Raw genomic sequence first — 15,098 nt, forward strand, 5'->3', positions numbered from 1 at the left:
GCGTCACAACTTTATGAGTTTTTGTAATTTTCATCGGAATGGAGGAAACTTTGCGGGACAGATCAACTCCATCATGATCGCGGTATGCCGTTTGACCGCCGGGTGAGGCGGTCGCTAACCGGTCGTGGATTGGCCGGGAACGGATCGTGCGTTGTCGTGCGCTAACCCGCTGCGCTCGCCACGTGACGTTTCTTTGGTTACGATTCACGCATGCCATACGAGATGGGAGCTGTAAATGTCGGAAGTCAACAAGGAGAGATTGATGTCGGATATCAAAACCGTCCTCGCGGACGCTGAAGACCTGCTGAAACAGGCCGCGAGCGCCACCGGCGAACGCGCTTCCGAATTGCGTGAAACGGCGCTGTCGCGCCTGAAACAGGCGAAGGAGAAGGCTGCTGATGTGCAGGTCGTGGTGGTCGAGAAAGGCAAGAAGGCCGCCCGTGCAACGGATGACTACGTGCACGAGCATCCTTGGGCTTCGATCGGCATCGCCGCAGGTGTGGGCGTACTGGTCGGCCTGCTGATCAATCGCAAGTAAAAACAGCTGGCGTTGCCGGGCGGTTTTTCCGGCACGCCGCCGACACGGGTTGACCGGTGCGTGCCTGACCGGTCCGCTTCTTCTGGCGCATCTCACGCGCAAGCGCCCAAGCCATGACGATCGACAATCAATCGCAGCGCGCGGATCACAGTCCCTTGCGCCGCATCCTCAGTTCCGTATTTGCGATCCTGCAAACGCGGCTTGAACTGGTGGGTATCGAACTGGCCGAGGAAAAGGACCGCCTGCTGGGCGTCCTGTTTCTCGGACTCGCGGCGATGATGCTCGCCACGATGGCCTTGATCGCGCTCACGGCGCTGGTCGCCATCGCGTTCTGGGATACCTACCGGTGGCAGGCGCTGGCCGGTATTACGGCGGTCTATGCGATCGCGGCACTGGTCTGCGCGATCAAGGCGCGCAGTGGCTTGCACAGTGCACCGATGGTGTTCGAAGCCACGCTGGCCGAGTTCGAGAAGGACCGCGAGATATTTCGCAAACCGTGACACAGGCCCGGGCACGGCCGCTGGCGCCGCTTGCCCGTTCGACCACCCCTTGCGCCCGACACCATGAGTTCTCGACACCCCGATACCGCCTTCCGCAACAAGCGCCCGGCCGCCCGCGACCTGAGCGCGCCGCACCTGCGTGCACTGCGCAAGGAATTGCTGCTGGTGCGCTCGGAAGTCGAGCGTATGGAACTCGCGCAGGCCGCGGTTGAGTTGCGTCAGGCCGTCACGCACTTCAGTTGGATCAAGTTCATCGTGCCGGGCTTTGCCGGCGGCATGCGCTGGAACAAGGCGCGCGGCGCGACAGCGGGGATCAGCGCGCTGCTCAAGGAGTACCCGCTGGTCAGCTCGATTGTTTCGATGCTGCTTGCCAAACCGTTGCGCGCCACGGTCGCGGCCACCGCCAAGCCGGTGTTGAAATGGGGCAGTCTGGGACTCGCCGCGTGGGAAGCCTATCGCATCTGGCAGCAGATGAAGAGCGACTCGGGCCGGACCAAAGGCGAAGCCGCGGCGCAGGACAGCGGTTACTGAGTGTTCCAGCATATGTTTGAATCCGGCGCGTTGGCGCCATCCGCGGTGCGATTTCCCCGTAGACCCGTTGCGTCGAGCGTGAAGGTGCCGCAGGCATCGTCGCGCATCGGGCCTGTCTCTAGAGGCTGCGCTTCCACCGCGTAGCCGCCGTTCGTTTCGTCAGCAGGTAAGGCGCGCAGCCGGTAGACGGGTGTGCCGAAGGGCGGCGCCTGGTCGAGTCCGCTGGGTAAGGGACTTACTGCGGGGCTCACTGCGGGGCTTACTGCGGAACTCATCCCTGAGCTCACTTCTCCGGCGGCCCCCGCTTCGACAAACTGCGCCGCGCGATACAGCGCCGATGCCGCGTCGATCCGATGCGAACGCGCGACATGACTGCGATACGAGGGGACCGCGTACACCACCAGGATGGCGCCGATCGCCAACGCGATGACCAGTTCGAGCAGCGTGAACGCCGATGCTTGCGACCTCATGCCGATGCGCCTTCAAAACGGCCTGGCGGTAACCCGCCGCCAGTGTTGCTCGGTCGTGCTGCCGGCCACGACCAGCTCCAGTTGCACCCAGGCTTGCGACTCCTGGGTGCGGCCGAAGCCGCGCGCCGTCAGCAGGTAAGCGCTGACCTCGGGACGCGTGCTCGGGCGCCAGGCTTCGGCCAGGCATTGCGGCGCCATGGCTGAGCCCGGCCACACGGCGATGGGCGTGACGGCGCCGGCTGTGAAGGTCGATTCGAGTCTCCATCCGGTTGGTTCGCTAGCCACTGCGCTTGCGACGCGCGCCGTACCTGCTGCGACGGCTCGGGCGCACAGGGTAAGCGCCGAATCGGCGGCATGGAAGGCTTGCAGGGTGTCGCGAAGATTGGCGGACACACGCGCCGCTGCCAGGGAGGTTTCGAACCAGGCGGCGGAAGTGATCAGCATCATCGACGAGATCAGCAGAACGATGGGTAAGGCGGCGCCACGGATGTGAGGTGCGGTCTTCATGACGCACTCACCTCGTTATTGCGGATCGCCACGCGCCGCCAGAATGCCTGGCGCGCGCGCAAGTCTGTTCCTGCGACGTTCGCGCCGTCGCAATCGACGTAGCGTGAGCGCCGCCCCTGAGGCGCACCGCGCACCAGGACGCACAGGTCCACGGCGACGACATTCGCCCATTGATCAGGCGCGAGCGCCGATGCATCGAGCGCGGTCTGCGCGCCGGCTAGCCAGTACCTGGCGCGCAGCCGTTCAACGCCCTCCACCAACGGCTGCGCGGAACCGGATTTGCCATTGCCGTCGCAATACAGCTCGGACTCGCCCGTCGAGGCGCTGAGCTTCGCGAAGAAGCGATTGACGATCATCACGCGACCCGCACCGTAAGCCGCATTCCCGACGCTCACGGCCTGGCCCAGACAGTCGGTTGGCTGTCCCGTGGACGAAGGCCACGTGGAAACGTTGTCGCCAACGTAGCGAATCGCGATGCCATCCGATCGGCTTGTCAGCGCTTCGCAAGTGGGGTTGTCGTCGGTCCCTGTCGGCCGCGCGGCAGAGCATCCGAACAGCGTGGGTTTCTGTTGCGGCTGCGGCTGCGGCAGGTCGGCCGGCACAAAGCCGGTCATCTGGATTTGCTGACCGATCAAGGTGAGCGCCGTCAGGCCGGCTTCGCGAATCTGGGTAGTATCGTCTGCACGGCCAAACGCCGCGCGCTGCGAACGGTACAGGGAGACGGCGCCCACGGTGACGACGAGCCCCAGCGCCACGGCGATGACCAGCTCGACGAGCGTATGCCCGCGCGCTCGAATCCGCCTGCGCGGATGAATCTCACGCGGCTTCATTTCGCGAACGCCAGGGCGACGCACGAGCGGTTGGCGGAGAGCGCCAGATCGCCGCACGATTCGGGCTTGTCGATAATCTCGCCCGGCGTTCGCAAAGTGGCCGCTGCCGACCATGTGACGCGGGCGAACGAAACCCCGCCGCCGCGCTCGCTGACCGACGCATCGCCCTGGGGCAGCAGACTCGCCGCACGGGCGCTCCATTGCCGCAGGACAACGTCGCCGCCGGTCGGCGCGCGTGAGGCCTCGGCTACGGCATCAGCCACGAGAGCTGCATGTTCGCGCGACGCTGCGGCACGCGCCTCGCGCGCGATCCACAACTGCGAAGCAATCAGACCGAGGGCCGTGACTGCGGTCAGCGCGACTGCGAGCATGACCTCGATCAGCGATGCGCCGCATGACTGTTCGACTCGGATGGTTTTCATGACGTCGCTCCACAAGCACCGTCCGCAATGCGCGGCCGTCCGCCCGCAGCGATGCGGATGCAGCGCCGCCAAGGCTCGCCGCGCGTGACCTGCGAAGGCACATGCGGTGCGATGTCGAAGCTGCGAAAGCTGCCGATCAACTGCCCCGCGGGCGGTGTGAAGGTAAGGTTGGTCTGCGTCCCGGCAATACTCACTGCCGCGAGTTCGGTTTGCGCGCGCAATACCGTGGACATTCCACCGCGCTCGACCATCACCGCCCAGCCGCACGACCAGTCCGCGACTCCCACGCGGCACGCTTGCCCCGAGGCCAGACAGTGGCGCGCCGCATCGACGCGGCACACCGTCACGCGCACGCCGCGCCGAACCGCCTCGCTGCGGGCGTAGGACAGCGTCGACAGCAGCGCCCGGGCTCGTGCATCGACCTGATCGCGCATGCGCCAGGCAACCAGCGACGGCGTCGCCATCACCGCAGTGACAGCCAGAACGGCGACCACCACTAGCGTTTCGATCAACGTGAAACCGCGGCGACGCACACGCGGCAATTCGGCATCCTGCTTCATCTGCATTCCTTAGCTTCGAAAGAATGCAACCAATTTACTCAGGCAGGAGCGTGTCGACAATCGGCCGAACGGCCAGGTAGCGAGCGTGCGGCGTCACCGGCAACAATGTCGGCGTGACGCATACAGAAAGGGAATACCGATGCTATTACGAGAACAATCAGCGCTTACGGGGCGGCTTGGGCGGCGTGGCCGCACGGCGAAATTCTTCAATGACGTCTTCGAATTCAGACACGTCTTCGAAGCGGCGGTACACCGAGGCAAAACGGACGTAGGCAATCGTGTCGAGCTCGCGCAACTCGTTCATCACGAGTTCGCCAAGACGCTCACTGCGCACTTCGCGTTCGCCACTGCCCAGCAACTGATATTCGATGCGGGCGACCGCCGCGTCGACCGCGTCCGCAGCAACCGGGCGCTTTCTCAGCGCCAGTTGCATGCTCGCGACAATCTTGCGGCGATCGAATTCAGTGCGGCTGCCATCCTTCTTGACGACCGACGGCAACGCCAGCTCGACCCGCTCATACGTCGTGAAACGTTTGTCGCAGGCCGGGCAGCGGCGGCGCCGGCGAATCGCGGCGCCGTCCTCGGATACGCGGGAGTCCACGACCTGCGTATCGTCGTGCCGGCAGAAGGGGCAGCGCATCGTCGCTTACTTGTAGACCGGGAAGCGCTTGGTCAACTCGGAGACCTGCGTGCGGACGCGTTCGATCGTCGCGGCGTCTTCCGGGTTGTCCAGCACGTCGGCGATCAGGTTACCTACCTGCTCGGCTTCCTTCACGCCGAAACCGCGCGTGGTCATGGCAGGCGAGCCCAGGCGCACGCCGCTCGTGACAAACGGCTTTTCCGGATCGTTCGGGATCGCGTTCTTGTTGACCGTGATGTGCGCCGCGCCGAGCGCCGCTTCAGCGGCCTTGCCGGTGATGTGCTTCGCACGCAGGTCGACCAGCATCACGTGGCTTTCGGTGCGGCCCGAAACGATACGCAGACCGCGCTTGACAAGCGTTTCCGCCAGCACGCGAGCGTTATCCACGACCTTTTGCTGGTATTCCTTGAATTCAGGCGACAGCGCTTCCTTGAACGCAACAGCCTTACCGGCAATCACGTGCATCAGCGGACCACCCTGGATGCCCGGGAAGATAGCCGAGTTGATCTGCTTTTCGAACTCGGCCTTCATCAGGATCACGCCGCCGCGCGGACCGCGCAGGCTCTTGTGGGTGGTCGTGGTCACGAAGTCGGAGTGCGGCACCGGGTTCGGATAGACGCCCGCCGCAACGAGACCCGCGTAGTGCGCCATGTCCACCATGAAATAGGCGCCCACCGACTTCGCGATCTTCGACAGACGTTCGAAGTCGATGCGCAGCGCGAACGCCGACGCGCCCGCGACGATCAGCTTCGGCCTATGTTCCTGAGCGAGCTTTTCAGCGGCTTCGTAGTCGATATCTTCCGCTTCGTTCAGGCCGTAGCTGACGACGTTGAACCACTTGCCCGACATGTTCACGGGCGAGCCGTGCGTCAGGTGGCCGCCGTGGGCGAGGCTCATGCCCATGATGGTGTCGCCCGGCTTGAGCATGGCGAAGAACACACCCTGATTCGCCTGCGAACCCGAGTTCGGTTGCACGTTTGCGGCTTCGGCGCCGAACAGTTCCTTCACGCGGTCGATCGCGAGCTGCTCGACGATGTCCACGTACTCGCAACCGCCGTAGTAGCGCTTGCCCGGATAACCTTCGGCGTACTTGTTGGTGAGCTGCGAGCCTTGCGCAGCCATCACGGCCGGGCTCGTGTAGTTTTCCGACGCGATCAGTTCGATGTGATCTTCCTGACGGCGGTTTTCCTGCTCGATCGCCTTCCAGAGTTCGGGATCGACGTTGGCGATGGTGCTTTGGGCTCTATCAAACATACGGGTTCCGTTGAGTGTGTTCAGGTTGACCGGATCTCGCGCCGAATTTCGTGCAGAAAGCGTAGTGGGTACGCGGCGCTGCTGGCGGCTGGGCCAGCCCTGACGTGGCGGATGAAGATGGGCCGCACACGCGAGGCAGGACAGCCACCGGCGGCGCAGATGAATGCGCGCGGATCACGGCTGCCCAGGCGAACGGCAAAACGGCACCCTGCGCTTCACGGTGGGTCGCTCCACCTTGAACCTGTTTGGTTCTATCGCCAGTCACGCAGGGATGAGCGCGTTAGTGTATTGGAAGCGCCCCGAATAGGCAACCGCGTCTCCGCCAGGCTCACGGCCACGGCGCAAACCCCGTTCACGAGCGTCACAGCCGGTCGTCGCATCATCGGCGTCCCGCCCGGAATCGGAGAGGCAGCGGCTCTCGCCAGCCGGTCGCAAACATCTGATGAAAACGGCACACAGGCAGGAGCCGCCGGCGCCCTGCATGCCCACTCCGGTGCGCCCGATCCGGCCACGGTCCGCGCGCCGACCGTCCCCAGCCAGTCCGCCCGCCTGACGGTAGTCCGCTGGGACCAGGGTCATTCTTGCCGCAGCGCCGCAATGGAAGTAGGCTTGGCAACTTTCCCCCCTCCCGACCAGGAAACCGCAATGATCGTCTTCGTCACCGGGGCGTCCGCCGGATTCGGCGCCGCCATCGCCCGCACTTTCGTCAAGGGCGGCCATCGCGTCGTCGCCACCGCGCGCCGCAAGGATCGTTTGCAAGCGCTTGCCGACGAACTAGGCGAGGCCCTTCTGCCGTTCGAACTCGACGTGCGCGACAGCGCCGCCGTCGCGGCCGTGCCCGCCGCGCTGCCGGAAACGTTCGCCGCCATCGACGTGCTGGTCAACAACGCGGGCCTCGCGCTCGGCCTCGAGCCGGCGCAGCGAGCTAACCTCGACGACTGGCGAACCATGATCGACACCAACTGCACCGGACTCGTACAGGTCACCCACGCGCTGCTGCCGGGGATGGTCGAGCGCCAGCGCGGCCACGTGTTCAACCTCGGCTCAGCGGCCGCCAACTGGCCTTACGCGGGCGGCAACGTGTATGGCGCCACCAAGGCATTCGTGCGCCAGTTCAGCCTGAACCTGCGCGCCGATCTGGCCGGCACGCCGCTGCGCGTGACCGACGTCGAACCGGGCCTGTGCGGCGGCACGGAGTTCTCGAACGTACGCTTTCGCGGCGACGACCAGAAGGCTGCTAACGTCTACCAGAACGTGCAGCCGCTGACGGCCGAAGACATCGCCGACGCGATCTACTGGACCGCGACGCGCCCGGCACACGTCAACGTCAACACGATCGAACTGATGCCGGTTGCGCAGTCGTTCGCGGGGCTCTCGGTGCATCGCGGTTGAACGCCTTGAGCCGGAGCGCCGCCCCGAAAATAACGCCGGGGTGTGCGTTCCGGTAAAATGCGCCGCATGAATATGTCCCCCAGCGAGTCCGGCGCCGAAATCGGCTTCACCTGGCCAATTCGCGTGTACTACGAAGATACCGACGCCGGCGGCATCGTGTTCTACGCGAACTATTTGAAGTTTTTCGAGCGGGCGCGCACCGAATGGCTCCGCGCGTGCGGCGTCGAGCAGGATCGCCTCGCGGAAGAGACAGGTGCATTGTTCATCGTACGCAGCACTGCAGTCGACTATCGTGCGCCGGCCCGGCTTGACGATCTCGTGAAAATTGTCAGCCGCCCTGAACGAATTGGCCGCGCGTCGGTCGATTTCTCGCAGGAGGCCTGGCGTGACGGCACGCTGCTTGCTACCGGAAGCATTCGGGTCGGCTGTGTCGACCGGGTAGCGCTGCGTCCTGCCGCCATTCCAGCACAGGTTCTCGCCGCATTGCGGCGCGGGCCGAAGCTTACTGCGCCCAACGTGTCAACGGACAACGCCTGAACATCGTTGTTACGGGGCCAGTGAACTCGTATCGATCAAGCAACACAAAGCATGGTTCGGCCCGCGGTTTGCCGATGCTTCCGGTTTCCCCACGGAAAGCTTCGACGGACCTTGCAGCCGGACGCCCCCTTTCGGGACGTTACAGCGAACCTATATGAACACTACACAAGATCTATCGATCATTTCTCTCGTTCTTAATGCGAGCCTGCTGGCGCAGGCAGTGATGGCACTGTTGCTGTTGCTGTCGCTGCTGTCGTGGACGTTTATCTTCCGCAAGTGGTTTGCGATCCGCCGGGCGCGCGCGCAAACTGAACGCTTCGAACGCGATTTCTGGTCCGGTGGCGACCTGCAGGCGCTGTATCAAAGCGCAGCGAACAACCGTCACACGATCGGCGCACTCGAACGGATCTTCGAATCCGGCATGCGCGAGTTCCTCAAGGGCAAGGAAAAGCGTCTCAACGACCCGGGCCTGATCCTCGACGGCGCACGCCGCGCCATGCGCGCAGCGTTCCAGCGCGAGATGGACGTGCTAGAGGCCAATCTGTCGTTCCTCGCCTCGGTGGGTTCGGTCAGCCCGTACATCGGTCTGTTCGGCACCGTGTGGGGGATCATGAACGCGTTCCGCGGCCTCGCCAACGTCCAGCAAGCCACGCTCGCCAACGTCGCGCCCGGCATCGCCGAAGCGCTGACTGCAACGGCCATCGGTCTGTTCGCCGCCATTCCGGCGGTGGTCGCCTACAACCGTTACGCGCACGACATCGACCGTCTGGCGATCCGCTTCGAGACCTTCATCGAAGAATTCTCGAACATCCTGCAACGTCAGGCGCACTAAGGAGTCCACGATGGCCGGTTCCTCCAGTCGCTCCTCCAGTATGCGCGGCGGCCGTTCGCGCCGCGCGATGGCCGACATCAACGTCGTGCCGTATATCGACGTGATGCTCGTGCTGCTCGTGATCTTCATGGTGACCGCGCCGCTCGTCGCACCGTCGATCGTCAATCTGCCTACTGTCGGCGGCGCTGCGCCGCAACAGCAAACACCCCCGGTTGTCGTCAATATCCGCGCAGATGGCAACATGAACGTCAAATATAAAGACGACAATGGCGCCATGCAGCAGGAAGACATGACGCGCGCGGATCTGGACAGCTTCGTCACCGACCGCGAGCAGTCGCATCCGGATCAACCGGTGGTGATCGCCGCTGACAAGACGGTGAAGTACGAAGCCGTGATGAACGTGATGTCCGACCTCAAGGCTCGCGGCGTCAAGCGCGTTGGCTTGCTCGTCAAATCGCAATGATCCGCAAGAATTCCGCCCGCCCGCTCCAGCCACCGCGTGAACGCGGCACCTGGCGAGCCTTTGTGCTCGCGCTGGTGATGCACGTGCTGCTCGGGTTCTTCCTGTACCACGGCATTCAATGGCAAAACAGCACGCCGGCCGGCGCCGAAGCCGAACTGTGGACGGACGTACCCGAGGTAACGACGCCCCAGCCGCCCCCGCCTCCCCCGGTGCCGGTGGCCCCTGCCCCGCCGCTGCCTGACGAGCAGGCCGATATTGCGCTGCAGGAAAAGAAGCGTCAGCAGCAGGAAGCCGCCCGCCAGGCGCAGCTCGCCGAACAACAACGCCAGCAGCAATTGCAAGCGCAGCAGGAAGCCGAGGCGAAGCGCCAGCAGCAGCTCGCGGCCGACCAGGCTGCGCAACTGGCCGCCCAGAAGGCCGCGGCAGCCAAGCTGAAGCAACAGCAGCAGCAACAGGCTGACAAGCTCAAGCAACAGCAACTCGCCGACCAGCAAAAGCAGGATCAGTTGAAGCAGCAACAACAGGAAGACCAGCAGAAGCAGGCCCAGGCGGACGCGCAGAAGAAGGCCGATGCGCAGAAGGCGAAGGCAGCCAAGGCGGCGGCCGATGCAGCGCAAGCGAAGAAGGTCGACCAGGAACGTCGGGCGCGGCTCGCGCAGATGCAGGGTATGGCCGGCGGTGAAGGCTCTACCGGCAACGGTCTTGCGAAGAGCGGCACAGGCACTGGCTCGGGTGGCACGTCAACCTCGCCGGGCTACGCGGACAAGGTCAGGCGGCGCGTGCGGCCCAACATCGTATGGTCGGGCGACACGCAAGGCCTGGAAACCGAAATTTCCGTGCGTTGCTCACCCACCGGCACGCTGCTGGACGTGACGGTGACCCGTCCCAGCAGCAATCCCCAATGGGATGCAGCCGCTGAGCGGGCGGTCCGGGCGTCCGATCCGATGCCGGTCGACGTGGATGGAAAAACGCCGTCGAGCTTCAAGATCACCTTGCGACCAGCAGGTTGACAGCAGCCCATGCGCCCCGCCCAGCGTGGCGCGCCCGGGAACGAATTGAACGTTTCCGGGTCTGTCTGCTGTCATACCGTGTTAGAAATCTGATTTTTTGGGAATCCATACAGCATGACTTTGATGACCAAGCTAGGCCTGCGGACTTTGGTGGCGTCGTGCCTGATTGCGGCCGGCGGCGCTGCGCACGCGCAACTCAACGTCCTCGTCACGGGCGTCGGCTCCACCCAGTTCCCCATCGCAACGGCGAATTTCGCCAATGAAGCGAGCTCGCCGCAACAGGTCAGCACGATCGTGCGCCAGGATCTGCAGCGCAGCGGCAAATTCACCAATATCGACGCCGGCAGCACGCCGGTGGCGGAAACGGATTCGGTCGACCTCGGCAGCTGGAAGGCCAAGGGCGCCAACGCGTTCGTGGCCGGCAGCGTGAACCGCCTGCCCAACGGCCAATACGAAGTGCGCTTCAAGCTGTACGACACGGTCAAGGGCGAGAGCCTCGGCGGCCTCGTCCTCGTCAGCCCCGAAAGCGGCCTGCGGATGAGCGCCCACAAGGTGGCGGACTACATCTACGCCAAGCTGCTGGGCGATCGCGGCGTGTTCGCCACGCGTCTGTCTTATGTGATCAAGACCGGCAACCGCTACCAGTTGCAGATTTCCGATTCGGACGGCCAGGACGCGCACATCGCGCTGTCGAGCCCCGAGCCGATCATCTCGCCGGCGTGGTCGCCTGACGGCACGAAGGTGGCCTACGTATCGTTCGAAAAGAAGAAGCCCATCGTCTACATCCACGATCTGCCCACGGGCCGTCGTATCGTCGTATCGGACCAGAAGGGCAACAACAGCGCGCCGGCCTGGTCGCCGGATGGACGCACGCTGGCAGTGGCGCTTTCGCGCACCGGCAACACGCAGATTTTCGCCGTCAACGCTGACGGCAGCGGCCTGCGCCGGCTGACTCAAGGCACCTCGATCGACACCGAACCCAACTACTCTCCTGACGGACAGTGGATCTATTTCACCAGCGACCGCGGCGGTCAACCGCAGATCTACAAGATGCCGGCGCAGGGCGAAAGCGCAGGCGCGGCTCAGCGCGTCACGTTCACGGGCAACTACAACACCAGCCCGCGCGTGAGCCCGGACGGCAAGCAACTGGCCTACATCTCGCGTGTAGGCGGGGCCTTCAAGCTGTACGTCCAGGACTTGCAGTCCGGCTCGGCAACCGGCCTGACCGATACAACACATGACGAATCGCCCAGCTTCGCGGCGAATGGTCAGTACATTCTTTACGCCACACAGGTGAACGGCCGTGGCGTGTTGGCCGCAGTATCGACCGATGGTCGCACTCGGCAGGTCCTGTCCGTTCAGGGCGGCATCGTTCGCGAGCCGTCCTGGGGCCCGTTTATGCAATAACACACAAGGAGAGTAACAATGATGTCCAAACTTCGTATCGTATTTGCCGCATTGCTGGTCGGTGCACTCGCTGCATGTCACTCGGGCGTCAAGCTCGACGACAACGCCAATAAGGGCGGTGCTGTCGCCACGCAACCGAACCCGAATGCAGTCGCACAGGTGAACGTGGACGAGCTGAACGATCCGAACAGCCCGCTCGCCAAGCGTAGCGTCTACTTCGACTTCGACAGCTACTCGGTCAAGGACGAATACCAGTCGCTGCTGGGTCAACACGCCCGTTACCTGAAGGCACATCCGGAACGTCACGTACTGATCCAGGGCAACACCGACGAACGCGGCACGAGCGAGTACAACCTGGCACTCGGCCAGAAGCGTGCTGAAGCTGTGCGTCGCGCACTGTCGCTGCTTGGCGTGCCGGATTCGCAAATGGAAGCCGTGAGCCTCGGCAAGGAAAAGCCGATGGCCGACGGTCATGACGAAGCGTCGTGGGCACAAAACCGCCGCGCCGACCTCGTCTACCAACAGTAATAGGTGATGAGCCGTATGACGCAACGTTTCTCCTGGCTGCGCTTTGCTGCAGCCGCCTGCGTGGCGGGCTCGGCCTTGATGGCCGCGCCGGCTCACGCCGGCATGTTCGACGACGACCAGGCCCGTCAGGCGATTCTCGATCTGCGTACCAAGACCGATAGCCTGTCGAGCCAATTGTCGGCCGCACAGCGGACCATCCTCGATCAGTCCAACCGCCTCGACCAGCTCAACCAGCAGGTCGCGACGCTGCGCGGGCAGAACGAGGACATGGCCAACCAGCTTGCCACGGTGCAGAAGCAGCAGAAGGACTACTACACCGATCTCGACACGCGGCTCAAGAAATTTGAACCGCAGCAGCAGACGGTCGACGGTGTGGAAGGCACGGTACAGCCGGGCGAGACGGACGCGTTCAATGCGGCTTCAACGCAGTTCCGCAACGGCGACTTCAAGAACGCGGCGGCCTCGTTCCGCAGCTTCATCGCCAAGTATCCGCAGAGCCCCTATCAGCCGACCGCGCAGTACTGGCTCGGCAACGCGCTGTATGCACTGCGCGACTACAAGGGCTCGACGGCGACCTGGGAAGGCGTCGTGAAGAATTACCCGCAGCATCCGCGTGCGCCGGAAGCGATGCTCGCGATTGCCAACAATCAGCTCGAACAAGGTCAGAAGGCTGCGGCCAAGAAGACCCTCGAGCAGATCGTCGCGCAATACGGCAGCTCGGACGTCGCACAGTCGGCACAAAGCAAGTTGTCGCAAATCAAGTAGTTTTACAGGTAGCAGTAAACGCGTAGTGTCGGATGAAACGCCACGCGCGCCTCTCGCCGGGAAGCCCAGGGCAGTCGATGCCTTGGGCTTTTCGTTTTGTGGCGCGGCGCTGGATGGGTTGACAGGATCGAAGGCTTATCGCTATAATCCCGCTTCTCTTTTGGGTCGTTAGCTCAGCTGGTAGAGCAGCGGACTTTTAATCCGTTGGTCACAGGTTCGAATCCCGTACGGCCTACCAAGAAAACCAAAGGGTTACAGGCGTAAGGCCTGTAACCCTTTGTCCGTTTACGGCTTCATGTAGGCGCTGTGTAGGCATTCTGGGTCAACATCGAACCATGTCAACCGCCCGGCGTTAGCGCGTTTTGACATCAACGATTTATTGTCTGCCCCTTCACGTACCCAATAGCTAGAGCGATTCCCAAAACCTGTCGAAGGATTGCGCTCTCGGCTTATCGGCCAAGCCCGTGCGCTATATATGCGCCACGGTTGTGGGAGTCAGGTCTCGTAGCGCGACAGTTAATATCGACCGCCCGTGATCTTGCGCTACGGTACCCTTGAGGAACGACAACGCGAGAAGGCGCTGGGTGTGTGGGGAGATGATGTTCATCCGAAGAGTTTACTGATGTTCTTCGCCATAGCCACCCGACCACGCCTTTCTCCTGCCGTCCGATGGCTTTTGTCCCCTCTCATTTTTCCGTGATATTCCAAATGCCCAGCCTCCCAAGTTTCGCAGCGAACTGGACCCGGGCAGAGCGCCAGTCGATTGCGCAGCGCCTTTGCTTTTATGGAATTCATCTTGATTTTTCTATTGCATCAGGCGTTCTGAAGAGAGGCGAGGCGCCGGTAGTAGACCGCGCAACATTTAGGGAACTCCACCGCACGACACCCGATATGCAGCAGTTCACCAAAACGGGATTTTGCCTCCGAGTGGCCACCGAGCGCGATGCAGACTTCGAAATAAATGCATCGCGGAGGACTTCCGCAGGGAAGTCGCCACGCAGTTTTTCTAGCCATGTGATCCCGCACGCACAACCATCAAGGATTGCACAAACCAGATCACAACGCAGCGATACTCGCGGATGCCATAGAGAACAAATCAGGCCGAAGCCGGGTCTGTATCGTCGCGCTCTGGCCTAGTAAAAACCGACACGGCCCTATCCTGCATTTGCTCAGAAACATCTATTTTTCCCGTCCGACATATGGCGATGGCAACGCGAACCACAAACCGCCGGGATCCGGATCGACAGAGCCCAAAGCAATCCACTCATTCACTATCGCGTTCGCGACTTCTTCGTTTGCCTCGCCATATTGTGATTGAAGTATCCAGTCGTACTCGGTGCCGCCGCCACCCACAACGGGCTTCGCGCCTCGCTCTAATAAGGCAAGTACGCATCGATGTACAAACTCAGCGAGCTCACTACCCCTCAAATCAAATCCATCACGTCCGGCTGGGACGATCTGCCACAACCCAACCGCATCGACGGGCAGTTCGTCTGGAACCGTTCGAATGTGCTCGGCAACGGTATGGCCGTAGAGCTTGTGTTTAGCGTCGAGGTTCATTGTTGATGCACCTTAAATCCAGATGGCAAACTGGGATTATTGCTCTTAATCACGTCTATGGTGGTACCGCTAGACTTACTTGTTCTGATACCAAAGACTGAACCATCCGACATTTGGTAGTAAGTCCCGCTGTAGCTTGAAGGAGCTGAGATGGGCGTGGAACCCTGCATTAGTTGCGATTCAATTTGGGCAAATTGCTCGGACGTGACCGTCTGAATATTCTGGCCAGCACCCGGCTTCACAAAACCGACCGGCTGACCATTCGGCAGCAAAATATCGCTCATATTGCCACTGCTTGTGGCACCAGGCGATGTACCCGATCCCGTATTGTTTCCACCGGAGTTGGCCGAAG

At 62.7% G+C, this 15,098-nt stretch carries 20 protein-coding genes, 1 tRNA gene and 1 riboswitch; of the genes, 12 read left to right on the forward strand and 9 right to left on the reverse strand.

All coding sequences use genetic code 11. The features are described 5' to 3' along the window. The first annotated feature begins 235 nt into the window (after positions 1-235). The 3 genes from P3T42_RS14585 to P3T42_RS14595 all read left to right on the forward strand — a co-directional run bounded on the left by P3T42_RS14585 (position 236) and on the right by P3T42_RS14595 (position 1,569). On the forward strand, positions 236-538 hold the full coding sequence (locus P3T42_RS14585) for a DUF883 family protein (protein ID WP_007584918.1): 303 nt from the start codon (positions 236-238) through the stop codon (positions 536-538). A gap of 113 nt (positions 539-651) precedes the next feature. After that, positions 652-1,038: a phage holin family protein gene (locus P3T42_RS14590; RefSeq protein WP_074302327.1), complete on the forward strand. Its 387-nt coding sequence runs from the start codon at positions 652-654 to the stop codon at positions 1,036-1,038. Between the two features lie 63 nt (positions 1,039-1,101). Then, positions 1,102-1,569 carry a DUF3318 domain-containing protein gene (locus P3T42_RS14595; RefSeq protein WP_429306446.1) on the forward strand — a complete coding sequence of 156 codons (468 nt, stop codon included), beginning with the start codon at positions 1,102-1,104 and terminating at the stop codon, positions 1,567-1,569. On the opposite strand, the gene P3T42_RS14600 is transcribed toward P3T42_RS14595, so the two are convergent. The 7 genes from P3T42_RS14600 to glyA all read right to left on the reverse strand — a co-directional run bounded on the left by P3T42_RS14600 (position 1,563) and on the right by glyA (position 6,252). Further along, positions 1,563-2,039, reverse strand: coding sequence for a type IV pilin protein (locus P3T42_RS14600; protein WP_429306447.1), 477 nt, complete (start codon positions 2,037-2,039; stop codon positions 1,563-1,565). The two genes, P3T42_RS14595 and P3T42_RS14600, sit on opposite strands and share 7 nt — an antisense overlap. A gap of 12 nt (positions 2,040-2,051) precedes the next feature. Further along, positions 2,052-2,546 carry a pilus assembly PilX family protein gene (locus P3T42_RS14605; protein WP_429306448.1) on the reverse strand — a complete coding sequence of 165 codons (495 nt, stop codon included), beginning with the start codon at positions 2,544-2,546 and terminating at the stop codon, positions 2,052-2,054. Continuing rightward, positions 2,543-3,376 (reverse strand): PilW family protein, encoded by an 834-nt coding sequence (locus tag P3T42_RS14610; protein WP_429306449.1) that lies wholly within the window; start codon positions 3,374-3,376, stop codon positions 2,543-2,545. The genes P3T42_RS14605 and P3T42_RS14610 overlap by 4 nt, the downstream gene beginning before the upstream one ends. Next, entirely contained in the window at positions 3,373-3,798 is a 426-nt protein-coding gene (locus P3T42_RS14615) for a type IV pilus modification PilV family protein (RefSeq protein ID WP_429306450.1), read from the reverse strand. The genes P3T42_RS14610 and P3T42_RS14615 overlap by 4 nt, the downstream gene beginning before the upstream one ends. Then, positions 3,795-4,364: a GspH/FimT family pseudopilin gene (locus tag P3T42_RS14620; protein ID WP_074302333.1), complete on the reverse strand. Its 570-nt coding sequence runs from the start codon at positions 4,362-4,364 to the stop codon at positions 3,795-3,797. The genes P3T42_RS14615 and P3T42_RS14620 overlap by 4 nt, the downstream gene beginning before the upstream one ends. 151 nt (positions 4,365-4,515) lie before the next feature. Beyond that, on the reverse strand, positions 4,516-4,998 hold the full coding sequence (gene nrdR, locus P3T42_RS14625) for a transcriptional regulator NrdR (protein ID WP_074302334.1): 483 nt from the start codon (positions 4,996-4,998) through the stop codon (positions 4,516-4,518). A gap of 6 nt (positions 4,999-5,004) precedes the next feature. Beyond that, entirely contained in the window at positions 5,005-6,252 is a 1,248-nt protein-coding gene (gene glyA, locus P3T42_RS14630) for a serine hydroxymethyltransferase (RefSeq protein WP_429306451.1), read from the reverse strand. A 175-nt stretch (positions 6,253-6,427) separates the two neighbouring features. Continuing rightward, positions 6,428-6,527: riboswitch (ZMP/ZTP riboswitch) on the reverse strand. A 370-nt stretch (positions 6,528-6,897) separates the two neighbouring features. Here glyA and ydfG point away from each other — a divergent pair. From ydfG to P3T42_RS14675, 9 genes are all read left to right on the forward strand, one after another. After that, positions 6,898-7,644 (forward strand): bifunctional NADP-dependent 3-hydroxy acid dehydrogenase/3-hydroxypropionate dehydrogenase YdfG, encoded by a 747-nt coding sequence (gene ydfG / locus P3T42_RS14635; protein WP_429306452.1) that lies wholly within the window; start codon positions 6,898-6,900, stop codon positions 7,642-7,644. 57 nt (positions 7,645-7,701) lie between these two features. Beyond that, entirely contained in the window at positions 7,702-8,181 is a 480-nt protein-coding gene (gene ybgC, locus P3T42_RS14640) for a tol-pal system-associated acyl-CoA thioesterase (RefSeq protein WP_074302337.1), read from the forward strand. Positions 8,182-8,335: 154 nt separating this feature from the next. Further along, positions 8,336-9,013, forward strand: coding sequence for a protein TolQ (gene tolQ, locus P3T42_RS14645; protein WP_074302338.1), 678 nt, complete (start codon positions 8,336-8,338; stop codon positions 9,011-9,013). A gap of 10 nt (positions 9,014-9,023) precedes the next feature. Next, positions 9,024-9,476 carry a protein TolR gene (gene tolR / locus P3T42_RS14650; RefSeq protein WP_074302339.1) on the forward strand — a complete coding sequence of 151 codons (453 nt, stop codon included), beginning with the start codon at positions 9,024-9,026 and terminating at the stop codon, positions 9,474-9,476. Then, on the forward strand, positions 9,473-10,486 hold the full coding sequence (gene tolA / locus P3T42_RS14655) for a cell envelope integrity protein TolA (protein ID WP_074302340.1): 1,014 nt from the start codon (positions 9,473-9,475) through the stop codon (positions 10,484-10,486). Before tolR ends, tolA begins: the two co-directional genes overlap by 4 nt. A gap of 114 nt (positions 10,487-10,600) precedes the next feature. After that, positions 10,601-11,893, forward strand: coding sequence for a Tol-Pal system beta propeller repeat protein TolB (gene tolB / locus P3T42_RS14660; RefSeq protein WP_429306453.1), 1,293 nt, complete (start codon positions 10,601-10,603; stop codon positions 11,891-11,893). An 18-nt stretch (positions 11,894-11,911) separates the two neighbouring features. Then, positions 11,912-12,421: a peptidoglycan-associated lipoprotein Pal gene (pal, locus tag P3T42_RS14665; RefSeq protein ID WP_074302342.1), complete on the forward strand. Its 510-nt coding sequence runs from the start codon at positions 11,912-11,914 to the stop codon at positions 12,419-12,421. A gap of 15 nt (positions 12,422-12,436) precedes the next feature. After that, positions 12,437-13,186 carry a tol-pal system protein YbgF gene (gene ybgF, locus P3T42_RS14670; protein ID WP_074302343.1) on the forward strand — a complete coding sequence of 250 codons (750 nt, stop codon included), beginning with the start codon at positions 12,437-12,439 and terminating at the stop codon, positions 13,184-13,186. 162 nt (positions 13,187-13,348) lie between these two features. Next, a tRNA-Lys gene (locus tag P3T42_RS14675) sits at positions 13,349-13,424 on the forward strand. Positions 13,425-14,365: 941 nt separating this feature from the next. Here the strand turns inward: P3T42_RS14675 and P3T42_RS14680 are convergent. Together P3T42_RS14680 and P3T42_RS14685 are read right to left on the reverse strand one after the other, a co-directional pair. Continuing rightward, the gene (locus P3T42_RS14680) at positions 14,366-14,746 is read right to left on the reverse strand and encodes a hypothetical protein (protein WP_429306454.1); all 381 of its coding nucleotides are present in this window, start codon (positions 14,744-14,746) and stop codon (positions 14,366-14,368) included. Next, positions 14,743-15,030 (reverse strand): hypothetical protein, encoded by a 288-nt coding sequence (locus P3T42_RS14685; RefSeq protein WP_429306455.1) that lies wholly within the window; start codon positions 15,028-15,030, stop codon positions 14,743-14,745. Before P3T42_RS14685 ends, P3T42_RS14680 begins: the two co-directional genes overlap by 4 nt. Positions 15,031-15,098: the final 68 nt, after the last annotated feature.

The sequence above is a fragment of the Paraburkholderia sp. GAS38 genome (assembly GCF_050434965.1).
In the GTDB taxonomy this organism is placed as follows: domain Bacteria; phylum Pseudomonadota; class Gammaproteobacteria; order Burkholderiales; family Burkholderiaceae; genus Paraburkholderia; species Paraburkholderia phenazinium_A.